Genomic DNA, 22,249 nt, shown 5'->3' with positions numbered 1-22,249 from the left:
TTATTGGCTGGTAATGAATTTTTCGTAGTAGAAATTCGCGGGAGCATGGGCTTGCGCATCAATGAACTGGCTGACGGCATCCACCATGGGTGGCGGCCCGCACAGGTACACATCCACCTGCCCTTCATGCCAATGCGCCGGATCCAGATGCTGGGTCACGTAGCCTTTGCGCTCGTGGCTGGATTGCGGGTCCACCACGCAGGTGGTGTAGCTAAAGCCGGGCAAACGCTGGGTAAAGGACTCCAACTCTGCCAGCATCACCAGATCCTGATCACGGGTGACGCCATAGACCAGATGCACAGGCTGCGTACAGCCTTGCTTGACCAGGACTTCCAGCATGGACAAGAACGGAGCCAGACCTGTACCACCGGCCAGGAACAGCAAGGGGCGCGTCACCTGCCGCAGATAAAAGCTCCCCAAAGGCCCCGTCATTTCCACCTGCTGGCCTAGCGGCTGCGCTGCCAGCCAGGAGCTCATCAGACCGCCCGGAACCTGCTTGATCAAGAAGCTCAAGCGCGACTCGCCCGGCGCAGAGCTGAAGGAATAGGAGCGATGCGCCTGTCCGCCGGGCACCGTAATATTCACGTACTGCCCAGGCAGAAAAGGCAAAGCTTCATCGGCCGCATCAATCTTCAGCTCGTACGCCGCATCCTCATACTGACGGCATTCCGAGACTTGCCCCTGCCACTTGACCACGGCCGTCTTGCACACGCCCGATGAAATCGGCACAGCAATCACGCAGTCAGACTTGGGAATCATCTGGCAGGTCAGAACCAAACCCTTGTCCGCTTCTTCTTGCGTCAGGGCATCCTCGATGTAGTCATCGCCCTGCTCATACTGACCACTTTCAGCCTGACATTTACAGGTGCCGCACACCCCGTCCGAGCAATCCATAGGCAGATTGATCTGATGGCGATACGCGGCATCCAGCACTTTTTCGTCTTCCCCACAATCCACGAAACGGGTGACACCGTCCTCAAAATTCAGCGCAATACGATAGCTGTTCACGACTAACCCCCGGCTTTAAATGTGATACACATCAATCACTTGACGGATGTAGTCATTCTTGAGCACTACCTTTTTTTGCTCGATCAACCAGCCCTGCTCCTGAGGCGACAAGGTCAGGTAAATCGTGCCGAAGAACTGGTCCGTCACCCGGTAGCGATGGTTAAGCGTCAAAAAGTTGTAGCGGACGTCCACCTGCCCATCGCGCTCGGCCAGAATCTCGATATTGCTGAGCATGTGAGCGGTACGCGGCTCGGGTGTGGAGGCACCGGAGCGCTCGGTCTTGATGCGAAACACGCGATCTTCCAGGCCGTTACGGTTGGGATAGAAGATCAAGGAAATCTCGCTATGCGGATCTTCGGTCAACTGATCATCATCATCCCAGCAAGGCATCCAGTACTGGGCGTTGGGGCTATAGCATTCCAGCCATTCATCCCACTGACGGTCATCCAGCAAGCGGGCTTCGCGATACAGGAAAGCGCAAATAGAGTGATACGTTGCGTTCATGGCTTAGGCCTCCCCGTTTTCTACTTTTAACGCCTGGCTCATGGTCTTGGCCCAGTACTCGTGCTGGCAGACAAACAAGCCTTCATCTTCACTACGCCCGCCACTGATCAAGGGCTTCATGCCCATGGCTTTGGCATTCTCGTCCGGCCCGTGCACCCACAAAGGCGCACCTCGGCTCAAATCATTCCAGGGCGCCGCAATACCCGCATAGCCTTCCTGACAGGCGCGGAACTCCTCCAGATCGTCTGCCGTTCCCATGCCGGACACATTGAAAAAGTCTTCGTATTGACGGATACGGATGGCACGCTGCTCAGCGCTTTCCCCTTTGGGACCAAAGCAGTAGATCGTGACTTCAGTCTTGTCCACACTGATAGGACGCGTTACCCGAATCTGGGTAGAGAACTGATCCATCAGATACACATTCGGGTACAGGCACAGATTGCGAGTCTGATTCACGATGAACTCGGCACGGTCCTCGCCCAAACGCCGCTTCAGCTCCTCGCGATGCTCGTAGACCGGACGCACAGTTGGATTCATGGTCTTGGTCCACAGCAAGATATGACCGTAATCAAAGCCATACACGCCACCCAGGCTCTTGCTCCAGCCGTTCGCATCCACCGCTTGCGTGCCGCCCTCTTTTCGGCGACCCATGGTGGCGGAGTAATTCCAGTGCACGCTGCTGACGTGGTACCCATCCGCGCCGTTTTCCATCTGCAGTTTCCAGTTGCCATCGTAGATATAGGAAGAATTGCCACGCAGCACTTCCAGACCTTCAGGGGCTTGATCCACGATCTGATCGATGATGACCTTGGTTTCACCCAGATACTCGTCCAGAGACACCACATCCGGGTTCAGGCTGCCAAACAGGAAGCCGCGATAGTTCTCAAAGCGCGCGACACGCTTCAAGTCGTGCGAGCCTTCGGTATTGAACTGCTCGGGATACTGGGTGTTTTTCTCGTCCTTGACCTTGAGCAACTTGCCCGCGTTATTGAAGGTCCAGCCATGGAAAGGACAGGTAAAGCTGCCCTTATTGCCATGCTTGCGGCGGCACAACATGGCGCCGCGGTGAGCACAGGCATTGATAAAGGCATTCAAGCCACCGTCTTTACCACGCGTCAAAAACACGGGTTGACGACCAATATAGGTAGTGAAGTAATCATTCACATTGGGCAGCTGGCTTTCATGCGCCAGGTAGACCCAATTACCTTCAAAAATATGCTTCATCTCCAGCTCGAACAGATCCGGATTCGTGAAGATGTCACGACGGCAGCGATACACGCCTGTTTCTTGGTTTTCTTCCAGGGCGGTATCAAGCAAGTGCCTGATATCTTTGGTTTTATCCATAAGGACTGACATAATGTGGCCTTTATGAGAGTTGCAGCCGTCCCTGCCCATGCCCATGAAGGCATAGCAAGTACGCGTGATAGAAAAGAAAAATCGCTCCGGATTGAGACCGGACTGACTCGTGGCAGCGTATTGCTGGCTTAGCCTTGAGCCTGAATCAAACCCGATAGGGACACCGTGGGGCCGATATTGCCCAGCCCACTTTCACAAGGAAATTCGGGGCTGTTCTGCATGACGTTCATTACAGTCTTTGCTCCAGCAGGCTTCCAATACAATATCGGTCCCGCTCTATAGCAAAATGCTATAGTTTGTTTTTTTTCCAATAAAATCAGAATCTTGCAGGGCATGAAAAACAAAACCTATCGTTAACCCTAGAGCTTGTCGGGTATATGCTTGAAGCTTGGATGGTCGAGATAGGTGATATATTGGTCCGGATTTTCTGGACCTGGACCACGGGCAAAGCATATGGACTTGAAACAAATCCGCTACTTTGTTGCGGTCGCCAAAGCGCGCAATTTCACTCGCGCTGCCGAGCAGTTGCACATTGCCCAACCTGCACTCAGCAGACAGATTCAGTTGCTGGAACAAGAGCTCAATGTTTTGCTGCTGTCACGGGAGAGCCGCCCCCTGCAGCTAACCGAAGCGGGCCGCATTTTTTACGAGCAATCTCTGCAATTGCTCAATCGTGTGGAGGTCATGAAAGCGGCGACCACCGAAGTCGGTCTGCACCAGCGCCCGCAGTTGTCGATCGGCTTTGTAGCTTCCACCTTGTACGGTGGCCTGCCCATCCTGATCCAGAAGTTCCGCCACGCCTACCCGGATATCCGCTTTCACTTTCTGGAACTCACCAGCAGCCAGCAGATCGCCGCCTTGCGCGCCGGACGCATTGATATTGCCTTTGGACGTGTGCGTATTCATGACAGCGCGGTGTGCCGTACTGTCTTGCGTGAAGAGCGCCTGGTGCTGGCGATTCCGCCGAAAATTGACTTGGCCAAGAATCGGGGGCCGGTGTCCTTGCAGGTCATCGCCGATCACGCCTTTATTGTGTATCCCAAGTCCCCACGCCCCAGCTTTGCCGATCATGTGCTGAATATCCTGCATGACAACGCCATCTTCCCCACCGAAGTGCATGAAGTACTGGAGTTGCAGACGGCCATGGGACTGGTCGCGGGCGGCGTGGGCTTGTGCCTGATTCCTTCAGCCGCACAAATACGCAGTGATCTGGTCTACCGGCTGATTGACGACGAGAAAGTGACTTCGCCCATTATTTTCAGCCACAGGAAAAACGACAACTCCTGGTACATCGCCCAGATGCATGCCTTTATTGAGGAAATGTATGCGGAGAAACCGCCCTGGCTGATTCCGGGACACAGCGCCTTGAGTAACGGGCCGCCACCCTGTTGATGGCTGCAAGCCTATGAGCAACTGGCCTGCTCAGGCTTGCAGCGAAACCTTCTGCCTCACCTGCTTGCGCTGATACGGTCAGACGGCAAAGCTGCCACCGTCTAATACAACAAGGCCCTGCAAAGCGTCGTTAACGCTTCTTGCAAGGCCAGATAGATGCGGCGTTCACGACCACCAGCCGCAGACCTTTTCACTGAAAAAAGGTCTGCTCGGCAGTCAGTTAAAACCGCTTAGATGCGCTTGAACAACGCCGAACGCACCTTGCCAGTAGCACCATCTGCGGCTGTCAGGAACTGTTCCATGTGAATATCGCGCTCGAAGAGGCGACTTTGCATCAAAGTGGAAATGGCCGCTTCAATCATAGGGGGCGGGCCACACAAGTAGGCCTTGTTACCCGAGCAACGCTGCTCAAAGAACTGCCCCACGGCTTCATGCACAAAGCCCACAAAGCCTTCCCAGGCATCATCCGGCAAAGGCGCATTCAAGGCCGGAATGTAGTGGAAATTGTCGTGCTTTTCGGCCAGTTGATAGAAATGATCCGCATGATACAGCTCGGCTTTATTGCGCGCACCCTGGAACAGATAAATAGGACGGGTATCGCCCTCTTCCAGCAAGTCCATAATCATGGATTCGGGGCTGGACAGGCCCGAGCCACCCGCGATGAAAATGGCGCCTTGCGGGTCGGACTTGCGCACAAAGAACTGACCATAAGGGCCAGACACATCCAGAGACTGCCCCACTTGCAGTTCATCATGAAGCCAGGTCGTGCCGGCGCCCCCTTCTACCTTACGTACATGCAAATCAATAATGCCGCTCATGGACGGCGGATTCGCAATGGAGAAAGCACGGGTGCTGTCGATGGACGGCACATGCAGGTTGATATACTGCCCGGCCTGAAACGCCATCGGACGATCCAGCTCCAGACGGATGTGCTTGATCGTGGGCGACAAGTCTTCAATCAGGACGACCTTGCCCTGATAATCCTCGACAGGCAGGCCCTGGAAATCCGGGTCCACATCCACGTCGGCCTCGATGACCATATCGGATTCGGGCAGACAGCAGCAAGCCAGCAGCTTGCCTTCGTCCCGCTCCGAATCCATCAAGGCAAAGCTGGACGCATCGCCTGCGTCTGCATAGCCTTCCAGCACCTGCACCTTGCAGGTGCCACACGTGCCATGTCCACAGGCAAAAGGCAACCAAACCCCTTGTCGCAACGCAGCGTCCAACAAGGTTTGTCCATCTTCCACCTCTACCACATCACCTGTGGGTTCTACGGTTACCTGATACGTCATTGCTGCCTCCGCCTCTTATACGCCCGTACCCTTGTAGCCATTCAGGCCCGGGGTCTTGAAACGCAACAAGGATTTGTGATCAAAGCCCTTGGAACCCAGGGTGTCGTCAGGATTCAGTTCAACCGCCTCGCCATTCAAATTCCATTGCACCTTGCTCCATTCGATCTGCTCAAAGTCAGGATGCTGGGCAAAGCCGGCAGGCAACAGTTGCTGGATCATCTGGGACACGGTCATGTCGGGCTGAACCAGAAAGGCCTTGGCCGAGCAGAACAAAAGGTGCTCGTCCCAGCCGATATACAGCAACATGCTGTCGCCATAGTGCGACTGCTGGTCGCGCGCATAGCCTTGGTAGTCCGGGGTAATTGCAGTAACTGCCATATTGATCTCCAATTTTTATAGGTAGTGGCAGTGCCCACCGAGGCACTGCCCTTTTTCTCGTGTGACTAGGCCGTCACTCCTTTCCATTCGTTCCAGCGCGCTTCGTCCACCGAACCCTTGAAGTCCATATTGTCGACACCCACGTTCAACTGGTAGTAGTCGCTCAGGATCTTCTCCAGCTCGGGGCCACCGCAGCCACCTTGCAGGATCTGGTTCACCGGCAGCCAGGCCTGGATGTACTTTTCAGGCTCGTGCTCGAAAATGTCGCGGCAGCCGTCCGAGCAGGTGTGATAGCGCTCGCCCTTGTACTGGCTTTGGCGGTAGGTGATTTCGTCGGGTTTTTCCATGTCGGTAAAGGTCATGGGCACCTGACATACCTGACACAGCTGCGGCAGACCGCTGGAGTAAAAGCGCTTGCCTTCGGCTTCCATCTTCTTGGCCATTTCCCAGCGTGGGCGGTAGTACTTGTCGAAAGTATCGGGGTACTTGGCGCTCAACCAATCCAATTCCTCGTCGCTGGGGATCCAGGTGTGGAAACCGGCAGCGTGACCGAAGTTGTAGAAGATCCACCAGGCCTGGTGCGAGATGTGCTCTTTCTCTTTTTCGATCACTTCGCTGTACTTGGGCATGCGGATGCCGTAGCGGGCCAGATCCTTGAACAGTGCACCACCAGCCTGTTCGAAATAGACCTCCCAGGCTTCTTTCCAGGACATGACCTTGTTGGGCAGCATGTAATCCATCATCATGCCAACCACGGACAGCAGGCGGGTGCCGCGCCAGAACCATTTGTCGATCCACTGCTGAACGATAGGCACGTTGTCTTCGTGCTGCTCCAGCAGGAACTTGATCACTTCCAGGCCCAGCGTCATGTGGCGTGCTTCGTCAGACTGCGAGCTGAAACCGAAAGTCACCGTGGCCATGTCGCCGTTGTAGGCTGCACCCGACATAAAGGGCACGAACAGCAGGTTGGTCAGCACGTACTCGAAGGAGAAGCTGATCGCCAGCAGGAACTCGAAGGGGCCGGCAGCGCGGGCATCTTCAAAGAAAGACTTGGGCACCGACAGGTACCAGACGCGATCGTGCATATGGCTCCAGTCCTGGAAGCCATTGAAAAACTTGTTGTAATGGCTCATGGCGTGAACCTGCGTCTGGACGTGACGCAGCTCGTCAATCGACTGCATCTGACACGCAATACGTGCGCCGATGCCGCTGAATTGACGTCCCACATGGGAGTAGCCCTGGTAAGCCTGGTATTCCAGCGGGGTCACCGCGGTCAGAAACACCTTGATCGCGTTCAAGTAACGCGGGTCGGAAATATTCATCTGGCCATTGTTCTGCGCGAAGGCATCAAAAATGGCGTACAGCTTCTTTTCTTTTTCGGCCTGGTATTTCCAGTACGCGTCCATTGTCAGACGGAACGGATCTTCCCATTTGGACCAATCGGTAATCTTGATGCCCTCAAACTCCTCGTAGGGGAAGGCGTCCTTACGATCCTGGTAGCTGAATTCCCAGTCCAGATCACGAGTCAGATAGCGATATTTGTCTTTGATATTTAGTTTTTTCGTGGCCATGTTGCCCCCTTTTCTGATTTAGCTGTTCCAGTGCAAAAACAAGCGGTCTTCATCTTCATCCACGTTGCCACCCAAGGTGATCAGATTCAGATGCAGCTCCTGCATGTCCCACTGCTGCCCATACTTTTCTTCCACGGTCTCGCGCTTGACGGTCAGCTGGCCCACGCACTCAATGCGAATCATGGCTGGCTGATAAATCACCGTGGCGTCCGGGTTGTCTTCTTCGATGGCCTCGACGATGTAGCGCGACATGTCGTTGTCTTGCAGACCGATATAAACCTTGGATGTCATCAGGCTTCTCCACCCAGGCTCAAGCCTGCTTTCGTGACGCGTTTGGCAATGGTTTCCTGCGCTTGCTCCCAGACCTGATCCGCCTGGTCGGCAAAGGCAGCCTGGATGTACGGCATGAAGGCGGCTTGCACTTGTGGCAGCCACTGATTCAGCCAGCTTTGCAGTTGCTGCTTGTTTTCCTCACTTTCAGCCGCCGCGATCTTGAAGACGCTATCGCTCCAGTTGGACAGGTCTTTATGGCACTCCAGCATGAACTCCAGCAGCATATCCAGATCGCGGCCGCCTTCCTTGGCCAGATCCGCGACCAGACCCTGATACACCACTTGATGCACCACGGTATTGATCAGCAAGGACTGCACCAACAGCAGTTCAAACCAGTCTTTCTGGACCAGCGTTTTTTCGCACAAGGCGCGCAGACCTTGCCAGGCCGCATCCTGCATCCAGGCCTCTTTGGCCTGGCTCAGGGAATCGGCGCTATTGCCATCAATCAGCAGCCCAATACGGGAGACGTATTGCGCCATACCCAGCGAGTCCATCCCGGCATAGAGACAGGCTTGGGTAATGGTGGTGCCATACCCGTAAGCCGAGCCGGACATGAAATTCAGGTTGGCGGTTTGCTCGATGTGACGCAAAGGCAGCAGCAAGCGGGTGACCTTGGCTTTGACGTCCTCGCTCAGATACTGGGCCAGTTCCCGCTTTTCAAAAAAGCCGTAATTGGTTTCAGCCGATTCCTGCATGCGGGCACGGTTTTGCACGTAAGCACCGTAGTAGAACTGACGAGGGTCACGGAACACATACCAGTCCTTCATTTGAATGGCGGTGTGTGTGGGGTCGTTCAGGGTCTTGTCCGGCATCCACAGGGGTCGGTAATGGAAGTTGGCCGTCGCCTGGGCGTCGTATGTGGCTTCCTGGTAGCGCGTGGCCGGTTTTTCGCCAAAGCGGCGGGCCACGTTGGCAAAGGTTTGCCGCACGGGCTGCAAACTGGCCGTTTTAATTTCTAATGTCATCCTCTTGTTCTCCTGAATAAAACCTACTGGGCTTCAGCCTGACGACTGTTGCCGACCAAAGTGTCATAACCAAAACGCCATTTCTCTTCGTTCTCGTCATTGACCCGCATTTGCTCATCGCTCATGGGCTGGACATTGTTCTGCAGGCAAAACTGCTCGAACGCCGCCGGGGGCATGACCAGTTCCACAAACAGGTCCGGCTGGCCGATGGCAAAATCAAATTCCACAAAACGGGCGTTGGCCGGACTGCGTACGCGTACGTACTTTGTCAAAGTGGGCAAGCTCGTGTCTGACATCTGTTCTCCTCCTGATCAAGCTGTTGCATGAGTGTCCACAGCCTGTTCATAGCAAACCGCGTGCCAACTTTAAATTTGAAGGATTTAACCCTTTAGGATTAAAGAGATAGGTGAAACCCGGCCTAGAAGGAATGCGGCCTGCGAAGGGGCGACGGCAGGAAAATTGATCATTTGATCAAGTGCTTAGCGTCGTTTTCATCAAATGCTGAGTTAGGGTAAAACCTTAGCAAAATCCGTTTTATCCGTCCTCTGGACACTATTATGTTTTCCTTGAGTCACTAGAAAGACAGGCGGCATACTGGTTTTAGAACACTCAAAACCACAATAAGAAATCACAGGATGGAGACAGCCATGGGGGCTACTGAACTCACACTGCCATTAAGTCAGGACCTGATCGACGCCATTCGTTTTGATGCGCGGGAAGGCAAAATATGGTTTGGCGAGCAGCGCATGCTCTTGCTGCACGCCAGCGGTTTTGGCCAGCTACGCAAGGAACTGATTGCCTCTTTAGGCAGCGAGCGCGCCAAATACTTTCTGATGCGCTTTGGCTACCACGCGGGCATGAAAGATGCCGAGGTCTCACAAAAAGTGCGCCCGGACCTATCACTGAAAGAGACCTTTTTGGCCGGCCCGCAAATGCACACCATCCGCGGCATGGTCAAAGTCGTGCCCACCGCCCTGACCTTTGACCGCGACGCAGGCCAGTACTACGGCGAATTTGACTGGTTTGACTCCTATGAAGTCAGCAATCACCAGAAAGAACATGGCCAGTCCAGCGAGCCGGTCTGTTGGAGCTTGCTGGGCTATGCCAGCGGCTACACCAGCTTCTATATGGGCAAGAGCATCATTTACAAAGAAACCCAATGCGGCGCCATGGGCCATAGCCACTGCAAGATCGTGGGCAAGCCAGCCGAGGAATGGGAAGATGATGACCCCGAGATTGACCGTTTCATGCTGCCCGATCCAGTCCAGGACGAACTGTTTGCCTTGCGATGTGAGCTGGTGAAGTTGCGCGAACAGGAGTTCAAGCACTCCAGCGCCAACTTCACCTTGCCCAACTCCATTGGTCAGTCCGCCGCTTACCAGGCCGCCTGTCATCTGCTGGAAAAGGCGGCGCAAAGCAAAGTCTCCGTGCTGCTGCTGGGGGAAACCGGCGTAGGGAAAGAAGCTTTCGCACGCGGCCTGCACGCCGCCAGCGACCGGGCTGATCAACCCTTTGTTGCAGTGAACTGTGCATCCATTCCCCCGGAGCTGATTGAGTCAGAGCTGTTTGGTGTCGAGAAAGGCGCTTATACCGGCGCACATAAATCCCGCCCCGGACGCTTTGAGCGTGCCCAGAGCGGCACCATCTTTCTGGATGAAATCGTGGAGCTATCGCCACGGTCCCAAGCCGCCCTGCTGCGTGTATTGCAAGAACAGGAACTGGAACGCGTGGGTGATGAGAACACTCGCCATATCGACGTGCGCGTGGTGGCGGCCACTAACGAGGATTTGGCCGAAGCCGTACAGAAAGGCACCTTCCGTGCCGACCTGTACTACCGCCTGAATGTCTTTCCCATTCACATTCCGCCGCTGCGCGAGCGTAAAGAAGACATTCCGCTGCTGACCGAATACTTTCTGAACAAATACTCCAGCATGTACAAAAAGCACGTGCTGGGAGTGAGCGACCGCAGCCGTGAATTACTGATGCAATACGACTGGCCAGGCAATATCCGCGAATTTGAAAACATGATCGAACGTGGCGTCATCCTGACCGAGCACAATCACGAAATCGAAACTCACCACCTGTTCCCGCAGCAGAAAAGTGCCTTGCAGTATTTGAGCAGTTTGAATACGCAAGGCTTTATGGCGAAAGAGTCCTGTTTCAGCGCGAACCAGACGCAATATCTGGAGAACCTGCTGGAAACGCCCTTCAACCTGGACGACCTGGAAGAACAAATCATCCAGCTGACACTGAAGAAAACGAACGGGAATATTTCAGAAGCCGCGCGCAGGCTGGGACTGACACGGCCTGCCTTGGCATACCGGCTGAAGAAGGTGGCCATGCCCGCTTGATGCGCCATAGTCAGGGTGTTCTTTCCAGGCAGTTCGGCGTGACTCTGGCTTGATTCTCCCCACCTACTACAATGGGGGCTTATCTAAGGAGTCTTATGTTGGAATTTCAGCCCCGTGAACGGGCGTATTTATCTGGTATCCGCGCCCTGTCTCAAGATCAGGACGACAATGAAGTGTTTGTAGGTATGACCGTAGCCGAGTCCATCTGGTACGCAAACTACGTAGCGCAGTCATACAAAGGGGATGTAACACGAGGCGATGAGGCCGAAGTACGTTACTTGGCCCTGCATGATCAGCACGAACAGGCGCGCCGTGCCGTACTGGCATCAGAATCTCTGCTGCAATCGTTCGACACACCTGCTCAGCAATCCTGAGCAACATAGCGACACACTCCAGGCCGGGCAAGCATGTCATTCGCCCTGTTTCATCAAGCTTGGTTTACTCGCCCGTAAAAAAGCCCGCCAATTTTTCAACAGGCGGGCTTTTTTTATAGATGCGGACTCTATGGCTTGGCAATCATCAGCCTAGCTGCCAAACAAAGAAACAAGCTACAGCCGCAGCTCCTTGGACAAAAAGGTTTGCACTCGCTGTGGTCGACCGTCCAGATCACCAAAAAACACATCCGTGGAGACGTCTTCCAGAATCTGGCCCTGATCCATGAAAACCATCCGATCCGCCACCTTGCGGGCAAAGCCCATCTCATGGGTCACGCACATCATGGTCATCCCCTCTTCCGCCAAGCTAACCATTACGTCCAGCACCTCGTTGACCATTTCAGGATCCAGGGCCGAAGTAGGCTCGTCAAACAACATGCAGACCGGATCCATGCACAAGGCCCGCGCAATGGCGACACGTTGTTGCTGCCCGCCCGACAAATTGGCTGGATAACGATCCGCCAGCGCTTTCAGGCCCACCCTGTCCAGGTACAGCAAGGCCCGATCATTCGCTTCGTCCCGCTCCCTGCCCAGCACTTTACGCTGCGCCAAGGTCAGATTGGCCAAGACGTTCAGATGCGGAAACAGCTCGAAGTTCTGAAAAACCATCCCGACCCGACTGCGCAAGTCGGGCAGATTCGTTGCCGGATCACCGACAGAAATCCCATCCACGACAATCGTGCCCTGCTGAAACGGTTCCAGACCATTGACGGTTTTCAACAAGGTGGACTTGCCCGAGCCCGAAGGCCCGCACACCACCACGACTTCCTGACGGTCCACCTGGGCCGTGCAGTTCTTGAGCACCTGAAACGTGCCATACCACTTGGAAACACTATCGATACGGATCATTTGCCATCCAGTCGCAGATGTTTGTCATAACGTCGAGCCACACGATTCGCAATCAACTCCAGCGTTGCGCAGATCACGTAGTACATCAGCCCGACAAACAAGAAGATTTCAGTGGGGTGCACCATAACCCGGTTGCTGACCTGGGTGGCCACAAAAGACAGTTCCGCCACGCCAATAACGTAGGCCAGCGACGTATCCTTGATCAAGGCAACCCACTGATTAATAAAAGAAGGCAGCATCACCGGCAAAGCTTGCGGCAGGATGATGGACTTCATGATTTGGGCAGTTTTCAGGCCCAGGGCCTTGCCCGCTTGCCATTGCCCCGCGGGCAAGCTGCTGATGCCCGCAAATACCGAGTGCGCCAGATAGGCGCCACCAATCAAGGACAAGGCGCAGACCACGGTAAACAGACCCGGCACATCCACCTTGAACAGAATGGGCAGCAGAAAATACACCCAGAAAATCAGCATGATCACAGGGATGGCGCGGAAAAAGCCCAGAAACAGCAGCAAAGCGGTATGCGCCACGCCACGCGTCAAGACCAGGGCTATACCAAAAACCAGCCCCAGAACGGCCGACAAGCTTGCCGAGAGCACGCTTAGCAAGAGCGTCAGCGCAGCCCCACCTAAAGGGCCATGCGGATACGCCCCCACCAGGAAGTACAGCAGATTGTCATGGATTACATCGAAGTTCATTACAGCCCACCTCGCACTTGCAGACGGTGGCGTTGTAACCACTGCCCAACCACTTCAACCAGCATGACCAGCAAGACATACAACAGCGTTGCAATCCCAAAGGACTGGAAGGTCTTGAAAGTTTCAGTCTCCACCTGACGGGACGCATAAGACAGCTCTGCCAAGCCAATGGCCATGGTCAACGAGGTGTTCTTGATGACATTCATGTACTGCCCGATCAGCGAGGGAAAGGTATTGCGCAAGGCCTGCGGCATCACCACATAGCGCCAGACCTGCATGGAAGACATGCCCAAGGAGGCTGCTGCGGCCCACTGCCCTTTGCGCACTGCCCTCACACCAGAGCGAAATTCTTCTGCAACAAAAGCCGTGGTGTAGATCGTCAAACCTACAAAGGCGGCCAACATCTCGAAACTGGGCCAATGCACATCGAACAAGACCAGTTGCAAGACATGCTGGGTGTTCAACCATTGAACCAGCTCCGGCGGCATCAATGCCGAGGCGCCGAAATACCAGAAAAACAGTTGCACCAACAAGGGCGTATTACGGAACAGACTCAGGTAAGCACGTACCGGCCAGGCCAGCCAGGCAAACGGCGAGAGCCTGGCAATACACACCAGAAAACCCAAAACAGTTGCAGCGAAAGAGACAACTAAAGAGAGCTGGATCGTGACCCAGAACCCTTGCAGCAACCAACCCACATAGTGGGGTGCCAGCCAGAAATCAGAAGACGGCATAGCAAACACCAAAAAGCAGGATCAAGTGATCCCGCTGTTAAAAACACAAACAGGAAAAGGCCAGCCTGAACACTCAAGGCTGGCCTGCAAGCAAGTGATGACTTACTGTTGCTGACCGATGCGGTACAAGCGCTCCAGCGGTGTTTTGGACTGAGGGCCAAACCAGACGTCATAAATGGCTTGAGCCTTGCCCTGGCTTTCCAGCTCCAGCAAAGTTTCATCCACAAAGGATTTCAGTGCTGTCTCGCCTTTGGGGATACCAATACCGATCAAGTCCTCGGAAATGCTGAAGGCCGGAATTTCATAGTTTTCCTTGTCCGGCACATTGGCCAGCAAACCAATCAGCTTGGGACCATCCTGAGTGATGGCCTGCACATTGCCGTTACGCAAAGCGGTAAAAGCAAAGGGGGTATCGTCATAGGCAACCAGCTTGGCCTGGGGGTATTTTTCACGCAGAACGATCTCATTGACCGTCCCTTTATCCACACCAATACGCAGCGAGTTCAACTGCTCGGGCGAGGACAAGACGCCTTTTTTAGCCAGAAACTGCTGGCCCGATGCAAAGTACGGAATGCTGAAATCTACCTGTTTGGCACGCTCTTCCGTGATGGTGAAGTTGGCCAAAACCAGATCTACTTTATTGGACGTCAACAGCGGCACACGATTGGCCGGGTTGGTTGGCAAGACTTCCAGCTTCACGCCCAGCTTGTCAGCCAGAGCCTGAGCAAAATCCACATCCAGACCGGTGATCTGGCGGGACTTCTGATCCACAAAACCAAACGGTGGATTGCTGTCGAAAGACGCTACTTTCAAGACACCCGTTTTCTTGATGTCATCCAGACGATCAGCCTGGGCCACTCCAGCCACCAACGCCAGGGTAAGGGTCGCGGCAATGCTTAAAAACGACTTCATAGTAAAAACATTCCGATAAAAAAATGGCACGTCCGATACATACCGTCGTGCCATTCGACCACAGCCGCAAGCTCTTCAAAACGATCAAATTTCCCCATGCTTATAACTAAAAACGCTAAGAGGATGTGCTGTTTTATGCAGGCGCAGAAGCATCGATCATCGAATGCACGCTACTGCTTGGTGGAAATCACCTTTTGGACCGCAAAGCCCTGGGATGCCGCGTAATCCAGCAAGTCACTGACAAGCTGCGGATCAGCCTGTTTTTCTCGGGACAAGACCCAGAGATATTTCCGATCCGGCGTACCGACCAAAGAATACTGGTAATCCCCTTCCAGCTTCATGATCCAGTAGTCACCCCACACCATAGGGAACCAGGACAGCCATTTCGGAGCAAAACGCACTTCCAGTATCGCCGGATCAGCAGGCTCCACACTCGTCGACAAACGCCCCTGCCCGATGGCTTGCTTCACCTCACCGTCCGTACCCTGACAACGATTGGTAACAGTAATCGTCTTGTCGGCTTCCATCACGTAATTAGCTTGCACATCTCCAGCACATTCACGCTGAAAGTTATTGGGTAGACGCGCCTGCTCGTACCACGTGCCCATGTACTTACTCAGGTCTACATCTTCCTGGGTCGCCAGATCGGCGTTGGAAGAAGCGCAGGCGACCAATAACGCAGACAGCGACAGGAAAAGAATTCTTTTCATCACGGAGTTCTCCTTGTAGGTGACCCAAGATCGAGTTTCTGGAATCGTCCTTTGATAGATCGACCGGTCCAGTTTGCAGCAAGCGCAGCCCTGGCCATGCTTATGCATCTGGCCAGTCATAGCATCAGGAAAACAGCTTAACCACCTCTTCGCCTGTCATCTCTCGCGTTTTGTTAGCGAATGCGTAGTTGTCAGGCTTGTCATCAATAAAGACCTGCAGCTCGAACGGCCAGCTCCCGCTATCCTTGAACAAGCCAGCAGAAACAGCATGGAAACCACCGGCCTTGAGCTTGTAAAACAAGTGCGTACCGCATACATCACAAAAACTGCGCTCCGCCCACTCCGAAGAGGCATAGGAGCGCACATGCTCCGCGCCTTCGATCACTGGGGCTTCATGGGACTCCAGCGACAAGAAGGGGCCTCCGGACCAGCTGCGGCAGATGCCGCAATGGCAAGCGCTGATTGAAGGCTTTTGCTGCTGAAAACTGATCGAGACGGCACCGCACAGACAGTTGCCGTGAATCGTGGATGTATTGTTTGCCATACGAGCCTCTGTAGGTAGATGGATAAGCAATTCTAACGGCTGAATCGTCCCGTAATGGAAATTCGATATGAGGCTTTCCCAAGGCCAGGTGCAACAAAACCTGGGCTCCAGAAACAACATTGCCCGCTACAAAGCGGGCTTATTCGTGCAGTCCGCCATAACGGCCCCTTACCCATTTACTGCTGCTTGATGCTCATGTTTTCTTCAAGGCTAATGGTGCAAGACTTCCCTTTGCCAATCGTCCTGATACGGCCTTTAATTGTCACCGTGTCACCCATATTGAACACATTCAGTTGCTCAGTGCGGCGGTTGATCAAGGAAGAAAAGAGGATAGGCCCGCTGCTGACTCGAACGTCAAACTGCTTGGCACTGCCCCATACTTTTGAGTTCATGCCACTCATGGCCTCGGCCAGTGTATTTTGCTCCATGGCCACCAATTTGCCAGTCACCTCAACGGTTTTCCCACTGTACTTGTTCACAGCACGCGCATGATTGGAACGCATCTCTGAACAAATCTGTGCCGGAGTGTCAGCAATCGGGCCCGCCCCCATCGCTTCATTGACACTGGCAAACGCATCATCAATGCCTTTAGTCATGGAGTTCATCGTTTCACATCCCGCCAAGCCCACTGACAGGGCAGCTATAAATACGATCTTCTTCACTTCCCGCTTCCTTTATTACCAAAAAAAAATAAGCCGCGAGTACAGCAGGCAGGGTCAGCCTATTCCGGACAAAAAAAGCATAAAGCCAGACGATGGACACTTTAAATAAAACTTAATTAATTTTTAGGAATTTTTCCTACCTATTGCCGTTGGAGACTGGGCTCCGCTCCCCCTCAAAAAGCCTCCTTAAAGACAAGCCCTTGCTTTCCGACGTAACGCCCCAAGGTAGGAGCATGGTGTGTAAATACACCCACTCAACTTTTCATGTATTTATCAAGATGACAAAAAGCGCTATTAATCCCTCCACCGTATTCAATTCCTTGCAATACGGTTTCAGCCAGGGCCTGGTGGTCACAGGCAACCGCCGTGTCATGCTCTCTGGCCAAGTAGGTGTAGATGCTCAGGAACAAACCGTAGCTGGTGGAATGCGCGAGCAAACAGAAGCCGCCTTGGACAATATTGAACTAGTCCTGGCCGAGGTTGGCGGCAAGATGGATCAGGTAATCATGCTGCGGATTTTCATCCGGGAAGATTCAAGCTCACCACAAGAGCAGAACGACATAGCTGCTGCGCTGCTGAAGCGATTTCCCGTCAATCCACCACCCTCTTCCTGGATCTTGATCAGTGGCTTGGCCAAGCCTGAGTGGCTGATTGAGATTGAGGCTGAAGCGATGCTGGATTGATCGCTGCTGTTAAGTCGCCTCCCGTACGGAGTCGACATAAAAAAAGACCTCGGATCTTGACGAGGTCTTTAGCCTCCCTTTTCGCTGGGGAGCTTTTTTTATTCATAAGCCTACAAGCTGCGCGTAAAAACTTAAAGAAAGACTCTGCTTACTCCTCGACAACCGGAGCATCAGCCATCCCTTTTTTCACAGACTCAATACTGTGTTGTGCGCTCTGCTTACTGCTGTAGCCTTCGGAGCTAACGCAAATAATGTTCCCATTCGCGGCCTTGAATCGCCACCGCCATTCACCACTTTTGTCCTTGTAAAGCACAAATTTCATGATGACCCTCTTTAGGTATGAGCGCACGTCGCGCAAACCGTATCCTAAAACTGGAGTTGATCAGCAGGTATTGGGGTTTACGTGGCAGGCCTACAAGTGACTGAATTGCCATCAAACCACACCTCTTTTACTGACAACGCAAGAGATATGCCATCAAGTCAGGCAAGAACCCAAGCAAGGAAAAAAGTGCAACTCATCAGGTTTTGTGTAGTGGACACTTCGATCGGCATTCCTCATCCAAAGCGGCGAACGAATGTCCCGCATTGACCTAACAGAGATCAATACGAGAGCTTGATTTATGCGCTAAGCTTTTCCGACCACGTCGACGGTCTTGCAATCGGCGGGCCGAATGTTCGGAGAGAATAAAGCATCATGTATTACGGTGAACGTTTCAATGCCTGGTCACATCTGATCGGTGCAGTTCTGGCTGTAGGCGGCGTATCCTGGCTAATTGTCATGGCGAGCTTTACCGGGGACCCCTGGCGCATCACCAGCACGGCCATTTACGGCGCCACACTTATCCTGCTGTACCTGATTTCCACCTTGTACCACTGCTTCAAGGGACGGGCCAAAAACGTCTTCCGCAAGCTGGATCACTTTTCCATCTACCTGTTGATTGCTGGCAGCTACACGCCCTTCTGCCTGGTAACGCTGCGAGGCCCTTGGGGATGGAGTCTGTTCGGCGTGGTCTGGGGTTTGGCACTGATTGGCATTCTTCAAGATATCCGCCCACGTTCGCCGGCGCGCATACTATCGCTGGTGATCTATGCCGTTATGGGGTGGATTGTGTTGCTGGCACTGGGTCCGCTGGCAGACAATCTGGGCTCGGAAGGCTTTTCCTGGCTGGCGGCAGGGGGAGCAATTTATACCGCCGGGATCGTGTTCTTTGTGTTTGACGAGCGCTTCCGGCATTGGCACGGTATCTGGCATTTGTTTGTGCTGGCTGGCAGCGCAGCGCATTTTCTGGCCATCTCCCAGTATGTTGTCATGTAAAACAAAGCACCCCGGGCGCGAACACACAAAAAGCCTCTCCCGAGGCTTTTTTGTCGACTGACATAAGCTCTGTTATGTCTGATGAAATCTGATTACATCTAAAGGTACGGACCTGTGGCGAAGATCTTTTCCTGCTCCTAGAATAAAGCAACGCAACTAGAAGCGAGGCTTGCATGATCACACTAGAGACGGGACTATATCTTCGTGTTCAAGAGCTGAAGGATGGGCCCAAGCCCTCCCCGCTTCAAAGCGGATTCAATATGCAGACCGCTTACCGTGCCCTGGGGATGTTCAACCCGTCAGAGACATCGGACGCCTTCTTTATTTTGGCTAACGACAGGGACGAAATCTGGTTTATCTGTAATCGCCATTTACGAGCCGTGGGGGTCAGCCCTGAGCCGAGAGAGCTTAGACGCGCGCTGGATTCAATATAGACATTAATAGTGCAGGCTATGGCCGTAGAAAACAAAAAAAGCCCCAAAGCATTGATCTTTGGGGCTTTTCTTGACACAGCTTGGTGCTGTGTGCATGTATTCTGGTAGGCAGTACTGGATTCGAACCAGCGACCTCTACGATGTCAACGTAGCGCTCTAACCAACTGAGCTAACCGCCTGCGGTGAAGAAATGAAATAATAGATCTTCCCTATGGGGCTGTCAACACTATTTTGCGTTTTTCTATAAAAAAGATGATCTTTTTTATATGTCTTAGCTGGAAAAATTGCTCTCCAAGACCGATAAATCTTGTAATCCATTGTTTTATAAGAATTAAACAAAAAACTGACGAATTCCCAGAAATTTATACCCTTCCTGGCAAGGCAGATCCATGAAACATATAGATACACTCAATCTGTCTCCAGCCAGCATCAAGCTACCTTACTGGCGCACGATTTTTCTATTCAAGTTCTTCGGGCAAAAATAAAATGATTGCTTTACGCCTGCAGATCATCAATCTCGTCCGAAACAGATCTGCGGCTGCTACGGGACACCTACGCACATGACTTGCTCTTCTCTCCCGCCTACCCCGACTCAACTACTGGATTTACCCGGCGTTCAGGAAACTACGCTGGAAGCGGTGCTTTATACACCGCCCAATGACGAGATTTTTGATGAAAATCCTTGTTTAAGCTGCGGCGTGTGCTGTTCGCACTTTCGGGTGTCTTTCTATAGTGGTGAGTTAAGTGGCGAGACTGGCGGTACGGTGCCGGTCGAGTTGACCACCAAGGTTGGGCCGTTGCGCGCCTGTATGAAAGGAACCGAGCAAGGGGAAGGTCGTTGTATTGCCTTGCGTGGCACCTTGGGCCAGCCTGGAATTCATTGCGCTATTTATCCGGATCGCCCTACCCCCTGTCGTGACTACCAAATCTGGGAACTGGATGGCAGCCCAAATGTGGATTGCCAGCGTTTGCGCAGCAAACACGGTTTGCCTTTACTGCCTAACCGCCCGCTGCCTGCTCCACCCGCCCTGCCGGAGCATGATGAGGCGGCCTGATACCCGTAGCTGAGCCTCTCCCGGAAAGCCTTCACTGCTGATGCGTGAAGGCTTTTTTGTTGGCTACCAATTGACACATAAAGCTTCTTTCACACGTTCAGAGATATTTTATTGCTTGAATAACTTTGGGCATACTCGTAGATCTCTCATTGTGTTTTTACCTATAGAAACCCCTGCTCCAGAGCTGTAGCCTTGAGGTGTTGGCTATCGCTTTTTTGAACACTCAAAAGCACAAGCAAGCTATATCCAACACCTCAAACATCGTCATAACAATACTGGAGCACAGAGACATGCGTTTTAGTCGTTCACGTTTAGCAATTGCCTCATTGGCATGCCTGGCTGGGATCAGTACCATCAGCCCAATAACATTGGCGGCCTCACCTGCCGCCGACCTGCTAATCGTGAATGGGCGTATTTATACACAGAACCCGGAACAGGCTTGGGTTGAAGCCATTGCGATACGTGATGGAAAAATTGAAGCCGTGGGCAGTACAGAGCAACTGCAATCCAGACGTGGAGACAAGACTCAGCTGATTGATCTTGGCGGGAAGATGGCTATGCCCAGTATCAATGAAGCACACTCCCACCCTGTATGGAGTGGCTTGAAGCATCTGTTCCAGTGCAACTTCCCTTTCACGGTAACGCCGGATGTATTGACAAACACCTTGAAAGCCTGCGTGGCGCGTAGCGAAACGCTGTGGATTCAGGGAGGCCAATGGGACAGTGATTTCTTCAAAACTCACAAAATTGCTTCGCCGCGCGCATGGCTGGATGCCGTCTCTGGCGACAAGGCTATTGTGTTGACCGACGACACGGGTCACAACGCCTGGGTCAACTCCAAGGCGTTGGGCCTCTTGCAGATTGATGCCAACTTTACGCCTCCTAGCGGCATGACCGTCAAGCACGAGCTTGATAGCCGCGAACCCAATGGGGTTTTAGTCGAGGCCAATAGCTATATCCGCTCTTTTGTACCGGACTGGACAGAGGATCAATATCTGAAAGCAGCGCGGTATGTCATCCAGGAGTCCAACCAATTCGGGATTACGGGTTTAAAGGATGCCGATGCCAGCGAGGCTGTTGTGCGCTCGTATTACAACCTGGCCAAACAAGAGGGTTTGAATGCCCATATCGCCACCGCCATCCGTATCTCTGGCAAGGACAGCAAGCATGTTTTTGATTTTGCTGAAATTGACCGCATCAGCAAGCAGTATGCCCTCCCTGATCTGAAGACCAACTACGTCAAGATCTATACCGACGGGGTTCCTACCGCAGCACATACAGCCGCCATGCTGGAGCCCTACGCGGACACTCACCAGGATGATCCTTTGTCCTTGGGGGCCTTGGTCGTTCCTGAAAATGAACTGGATCGCGTCGTCTCTCACCTGGATGCAGCCGGGTATGGTTTGAAGATGCATACCGCAGGTGATCGGGCTATTCGCGTGGCGTTGAACGCTATTGAAAAAGCACGCAACGCCAATGGTCCTCAAGGTTTGATGCACGAGCTTGCACACTCGGAGTTTGTGGACGATCAGGACAAACCGCGCTTCAAGGCTCTGAATGTAGCCGCCGACTTTTCTCCCTATATCTGGTATCCCTCCGGTTTGACTGACGCCATCAGCTCGGTAGTGGGTAAGCGCAGCAGGAACATGTTCCAGGCCCGTATGTTGTTGGATCATGACGCCACCATTATTGCCGGCTCAGACTGGCCCTCTGGTGTGAAGGACAACAACCCTTGGCCCGCGATTGAAGCTCTGATGACACGCGCCAATCCCTTCGGGCAGCGGCAGGGTGAACAACTGGGCGCTGAACAAGCCTTGAATCTGACCGAAATACTGCAGATTTTTACGCAAAACGGTGCCAAGGCTTTGGGCCGCGAAACAGAAACAGGGTCCTTGGAAGCTGGGAAATCTGCTGATCTGATTGTGCTGGATCGGGACTTATTCAAGATTGAGCCTAGCGAAATTAGCGACACCAAGGTGTTGATGACTATTTTCCAAGGTCGTCTGGTGTACACAGCTACAAAATAAGCTGCCCGGCAGGCTGACTAAATACGCTACCATGCACGGTTTGTA

General features: G+C 53.2%; 24 protein-coding genes and 1 tRNA gene. 7 read left to right on the top strand and 18 right to left on the bottom strand.

The features are described from left to right. From benC to ACFPDR_RS16535, 3 genes are read right to left on the bottom strand one after another with little or no spacing between them, the layout of a single operon-like run. Entirely contained in the window at window positions 1–1,008 is a 1,008-nt protein-coding gene (gene benC, locus ACFPDR_RS16545; protein ID WP_376911512.1) for a benzoate 1,2-dioxygenase electron transfer component BenC, read from the bottom strand. A gap of 15 nt (window positions 1,009–1,023) precedes the next feature. Next, window positions 1,024–1,512 (bottom strand): benzoate 1,2-dioxygenase small subunit, encoded by a 489-nt coding sequence (gene benB / locus ACFPDR_RS16540; RefSeq protein WP_009454444.1) that lies wholly within the window; start codon window positions 1,510–1,512, stop codon window positions 1,024–1,026. A gap of 3 nt (window positions 1,513–1,515) precedes the next feature. Continuing rightward, a complete protein-coding gene (locus ACFPDR_RS16535) occupies window positions 1,516–2,868 on the bottom strand; it encodes a Rieske 2Fe-2S domain-containing protein (protein WP_376911510.1) in 1,353 nt (450 codons plus the stop codon). Between the two features lie 453 nt (window positions 2,869–3,321). Between ACFPDR_RS16535 and ACFPDR_RS16530 the strand changes: the two genes are divergently transcribed. Next, window positions 3,322–4,260 (top strand): LysR family transcriptional regulator, encoded by a 939-nt coding sequence (locus ACFPDR_RS16530; RefSeq protein WP_060185805.1) that lies wholly within the window; start codon window positions 3,322–3,324, stop codon window positions 4,258–4,260. Window positions 4,261–4,490: 230 nt separating this feature from the next. Here the strand turns inward: ACFPDR_RS16530 and ACFPDR_RS16525 are convergent, their stop codons facing one another. From ACFPDR_RS16525 to ACFPDR_RS16500, 6 genes are all read right to left on the bottom strand, one after another. Further along, window positions 4,491–5,552: an NADH:ubiquinone reductase (Na(+)-transporting) subunit F gene (locus ACFPDR_RS16525; RefSeq protein WP_035267734.1), complete on the bottom strand. Its 1,062-nt coding sequence runs from the start codon at window positions 5,550–5,552 to the stop codon at window positions 4,491–4,493. A 15-nt stretch (window positions 5,553–5,567) separates the two neighbouring features. Further along, entirely contained in the window at window positions 5,568–5,930 is a 363-nt protein-coding gene (locus tag ACFPDR_RS16520) for a phenol hydroxylase subunit P4 (protein WP_035267737.1), read from the bottom strand. A gap of 65 nt (window positions 5,931–5,995) precedes the next feature. Next, the gene (locus ACFPDR_RS16515; protein WP_021446663.1) at window positions 5,996–7,501 is read right to left on the bottom strand and encodes an aromatic/alkene/methane monooxygenase hydroxylase/oxygenase subunit alpha; all 1,506 of its coding nucleotides are present in this window, start codon (window positions 7,499–7,501) and stop codon (window positions 5,996–5,998) included. A gap of 18 nt (window positions 7,502–7,519) precedes the next feature. After that, window positions 7,520–7,792 carry an MmoB/DmpM family protein gene (locus tag ACFPDR_RS16510; RefSeq protein WP_003800437.1) on the bottom strand — a complete coding sequence of 91 codons (273 nt, stop codon included), beginning with the start codon at window positions 7,790–7,792 and terminating at the stop codon, window positions 7,520–7,522. After that, window positions 7,792–8,799 (bottom strand): aromatic/alkene monooxygenase hydroxylase subunit beta, encoded by a 1,008-nt coding sequence (locus ACFPDR_RS16505; RefSeq protein ID WP_009454450.1) that lies wholly within the window; start codon window positions 8,797–8,799, stop codon window positions 7,792–7,794. Before ACFPDR_RS16505 ends, ACFPDR_RS16510 begins: the two co-directional genes overlap by 1 nt. A gap of 23 nt (window positions 8,800–8,822) precedes the next feature. After that, entirely contained in the window at window positions 8,823–9,095 is a 273-nt protein-coding gene (locus ACFPDR_RS16500; RefSeq protein WP_009454452.1) for a phenol hydroxylase subunit, read from the bottom strand. A gap of 351 nt (window positions 9,096–9,446) precedes the next feature. Here ACFPDR_RS16500 and ACFPDR_RS16495 point away from each other — a divergent pair, with 351 nt between their 5' ends. Together ACFPDR_RS16495 and ACFPDR_RS16490 are read left to right on the top strand one after the other, a co-directional pair. After that, window positions 9,447–11,150, top strand: coding sequence for a sigma-54-dependent Fis family transcriptional regulator (locus ACFPDR_RS16495; protein WP_060185808.1), 1,704 nt, complete (start codon window positions 9,447–9,449; stop codon window positions 11,148–11,150). Between the two features lie 95 nt (window positions 11,151–11,245). After that, on the top strand, window positions 11,246–11,524 hold the full coding sequence (locus tag ACFPDR_RS16490) for a hypothetical protein (protein ID WP_060185809.1): 279 nt from the start codon (window positions 11,246–11,248) through the stop codon (window positions 11,522–11,524). 174 nt (window positions 11,525–11,698) lie between these two features. Here the strand turns inward: ACFPDR_RS16490 and ACFPDR_RS16485 are convergent, their stop codons facing one another. The 7 genes from ACFPDR_RS16485 to ACFPDR_RS16455 form a co-directional block, all read right to left on the bottom strand. Beyond that, a complete protein-coding gene (locus ACFPDR_RS16485) occupies window positions 11,699–12,433 on the bottom strand; it encodes an amino acid ABC transporter ATP-binding protein (RefSeq protein WP_376911505.1) in 735 nt (244 codons plus the stop codon). Continuing rightward, window positions 12,430–13,128: an amino acid ABC transporter permease gene (locus tag ACFPDR_RS16480; RefSeq protein WP_035267749.1), complete on the bottom strand. Its 699-nt coding sequence runs from the start codon at window positions 13,126–13,128 to the stop codon at window positions 12,430–12,432. The genes ACFPDR_RS16485 and ACFPDR_RS16480 overlap by 4 nt, the downstream gene beginning before the upstream one ends. Further along, on the bottom strand, window positions 13,128–13,862 hold the full coding sequence (locus ACFPDR_RS16475; protein ID WP_302356723.1) for an amino acid ABC transporter permease: 735 nt from the start codon (window positions 13,860–13,862) through the stop codon (window positions 13,128–13,130). Before ACFPDR_RS16475 ends, ACFPDR_RS16480 begins: the two co-directional genes overlap by 1 nt. A 102-nt stretch (window positions 13,863–13,964) precedes the next feature. Beyond that, window positions 13,965–14,774: an ABC transporter substrate-binding protein gene (locus ACFPDR_RS16470; protein WP_026482714.1), complete on the bottom strand. Its 810-nt coding sequence runs from the start codon at window positions 14,772–14,774 to the stop codon at window positions 13,965–13,967. A 170-nt stretch (window positions 14,775–14,944) separates the two neighbouring features. Next, window positions 14,945–15,484, bottom strand: coding sequence for a lipocalin family protein (locus tag ACFPDR_RS16465; protein ID WP_060185812.1), 540 nt, complete (start codon window positions 15,482–15,484; stop codon window positions 14,945–14,947). Window positions 15,485–15,608: 124 nt separating this feature from the next. Beyond that, window positions 15,609–16,028: a GFA family protein gene (locus ACFPDR_RS16460; protein WP_060185813.1), complete on the bottom strand. Its 420-nt coding sequence runs from the start codon at window positions 16,026–16,028 to the stop codon at window positions 15,609–15,611. Between the two features lie 176 nt (window positions 16,029–16,204). Next, the gene (locus ACFPDR_RS16455) at window positions 16,205–16,633 is read right to left on the bottom strand and encodes a hypothetical protein (RefSeq protein ID WP_376911502.1); all 429 of its coding nucleotides are present in this window, start codon (window positions 16,631–16,633) and stop codon (window positions 16,205–16,207) included. A 335-nt stretch (window positions 16,634–16,968) separates the two neighbouring features. Here ACFPDR_RS16455 and ACFPDR_RS16450 point away from each other — a divergent pair, with 335 nt between their 5' ends. After that, a complete protein-coding gene (locus ACFPDR_RS16450; RefSeq protein WP_376911501.1) occupies window positions 16,969–17,373 on the top strand; it encodes a RidA family protein in 405 nt (134 codons plus the stop codon). 148 nt (window positions 17,374–17,521) lie between these two features. Here the strand turns inward: ACFPDR_RS16450 and ACFPDR_RS16445 are convergent, their stop codons facing one another. Beyond that, complete coding sequence (locus ACFPDR_RS16445; RefSeq protein WP_021446666.1) at window positions 17,522–17,695, bottom strand: YegP family protein; 174 nt, start codon at window positions 17,693–17,695, stop codon at window positions 17,522–17,524. 372 nt (window positions 17,696–18,067) lie between these two features. Here ACFPDR_RS16445 and trhA point away from each other — a divergent pair, with 372 nt between their 5' ends. Then, window positions 18,068–18,688: a PAQR family membrane homeostasis protein TrhA gene (gene trhA, locus ACFPDR_RS16440; RefSeq protein WP_009454498.1), complete on the top strand. Its 621-nt coding sequence runs from the start codon at window positions 18,068–18,070 to the stop codon at window positions 18,686–18,688. Between the two features lie 536 nt (window positions 18,689–19,224). Here trhA and ACFPDR_RS16435 read toward each other — a convergent pair. Next, a tRNA-Val gene (locus ACFPDR_RS16435) sits at window positions 19,225–19,301 on the bottom strand. Between the two features lie 459 nt (window positions 19,302–19,760). On the opposite strand from ACFPDR_RS16435, the gene ACFPDR_RS16430 reads away from it, so the two are divergent. After that, window positions 19,761–20,177 (top strand): YkgJ family cysteine cluster protein, encoded by a 417-nt coding sequence (locus ACFPDR_RS16430; protein WP_035267876.1) that lies wholly within the window; start codon window positions 19,761–19,763, stop codon window positions 20,175–20,177. A gap of 290 nt (window positions 20,178–20,467) precedes the next feature. Beyond that, window positions 20,468–22,204, top strand: coding sequence for an amidohydrolase (locus tag ACFPDR_RS16425; protein ID WP_376911500.1), 1,737 nt, complete (start codon window positions 20,468–20,470; stop codon window positions 22,202–22,204). Window positions 22,205–22,249 lie beyond the last annotated feature (45 nt).

It is taken from the genome of Alcaligenes sp. GCM10023179 (assembly GCF_042653705.1).
GTDB classification, from domain to species: Bacteria; Pseudomonadota; Gammaproteobacteria; order Burkholderiales; family Burkholderiaceae_B; genus Alcaligenes; species Alcaligenes phenolicus.
The sequence above is the reverse complement of the archived record's forward strand: the minus strand, read 5'-3'. Positions and strand labels throughout refer to the sequence as shown.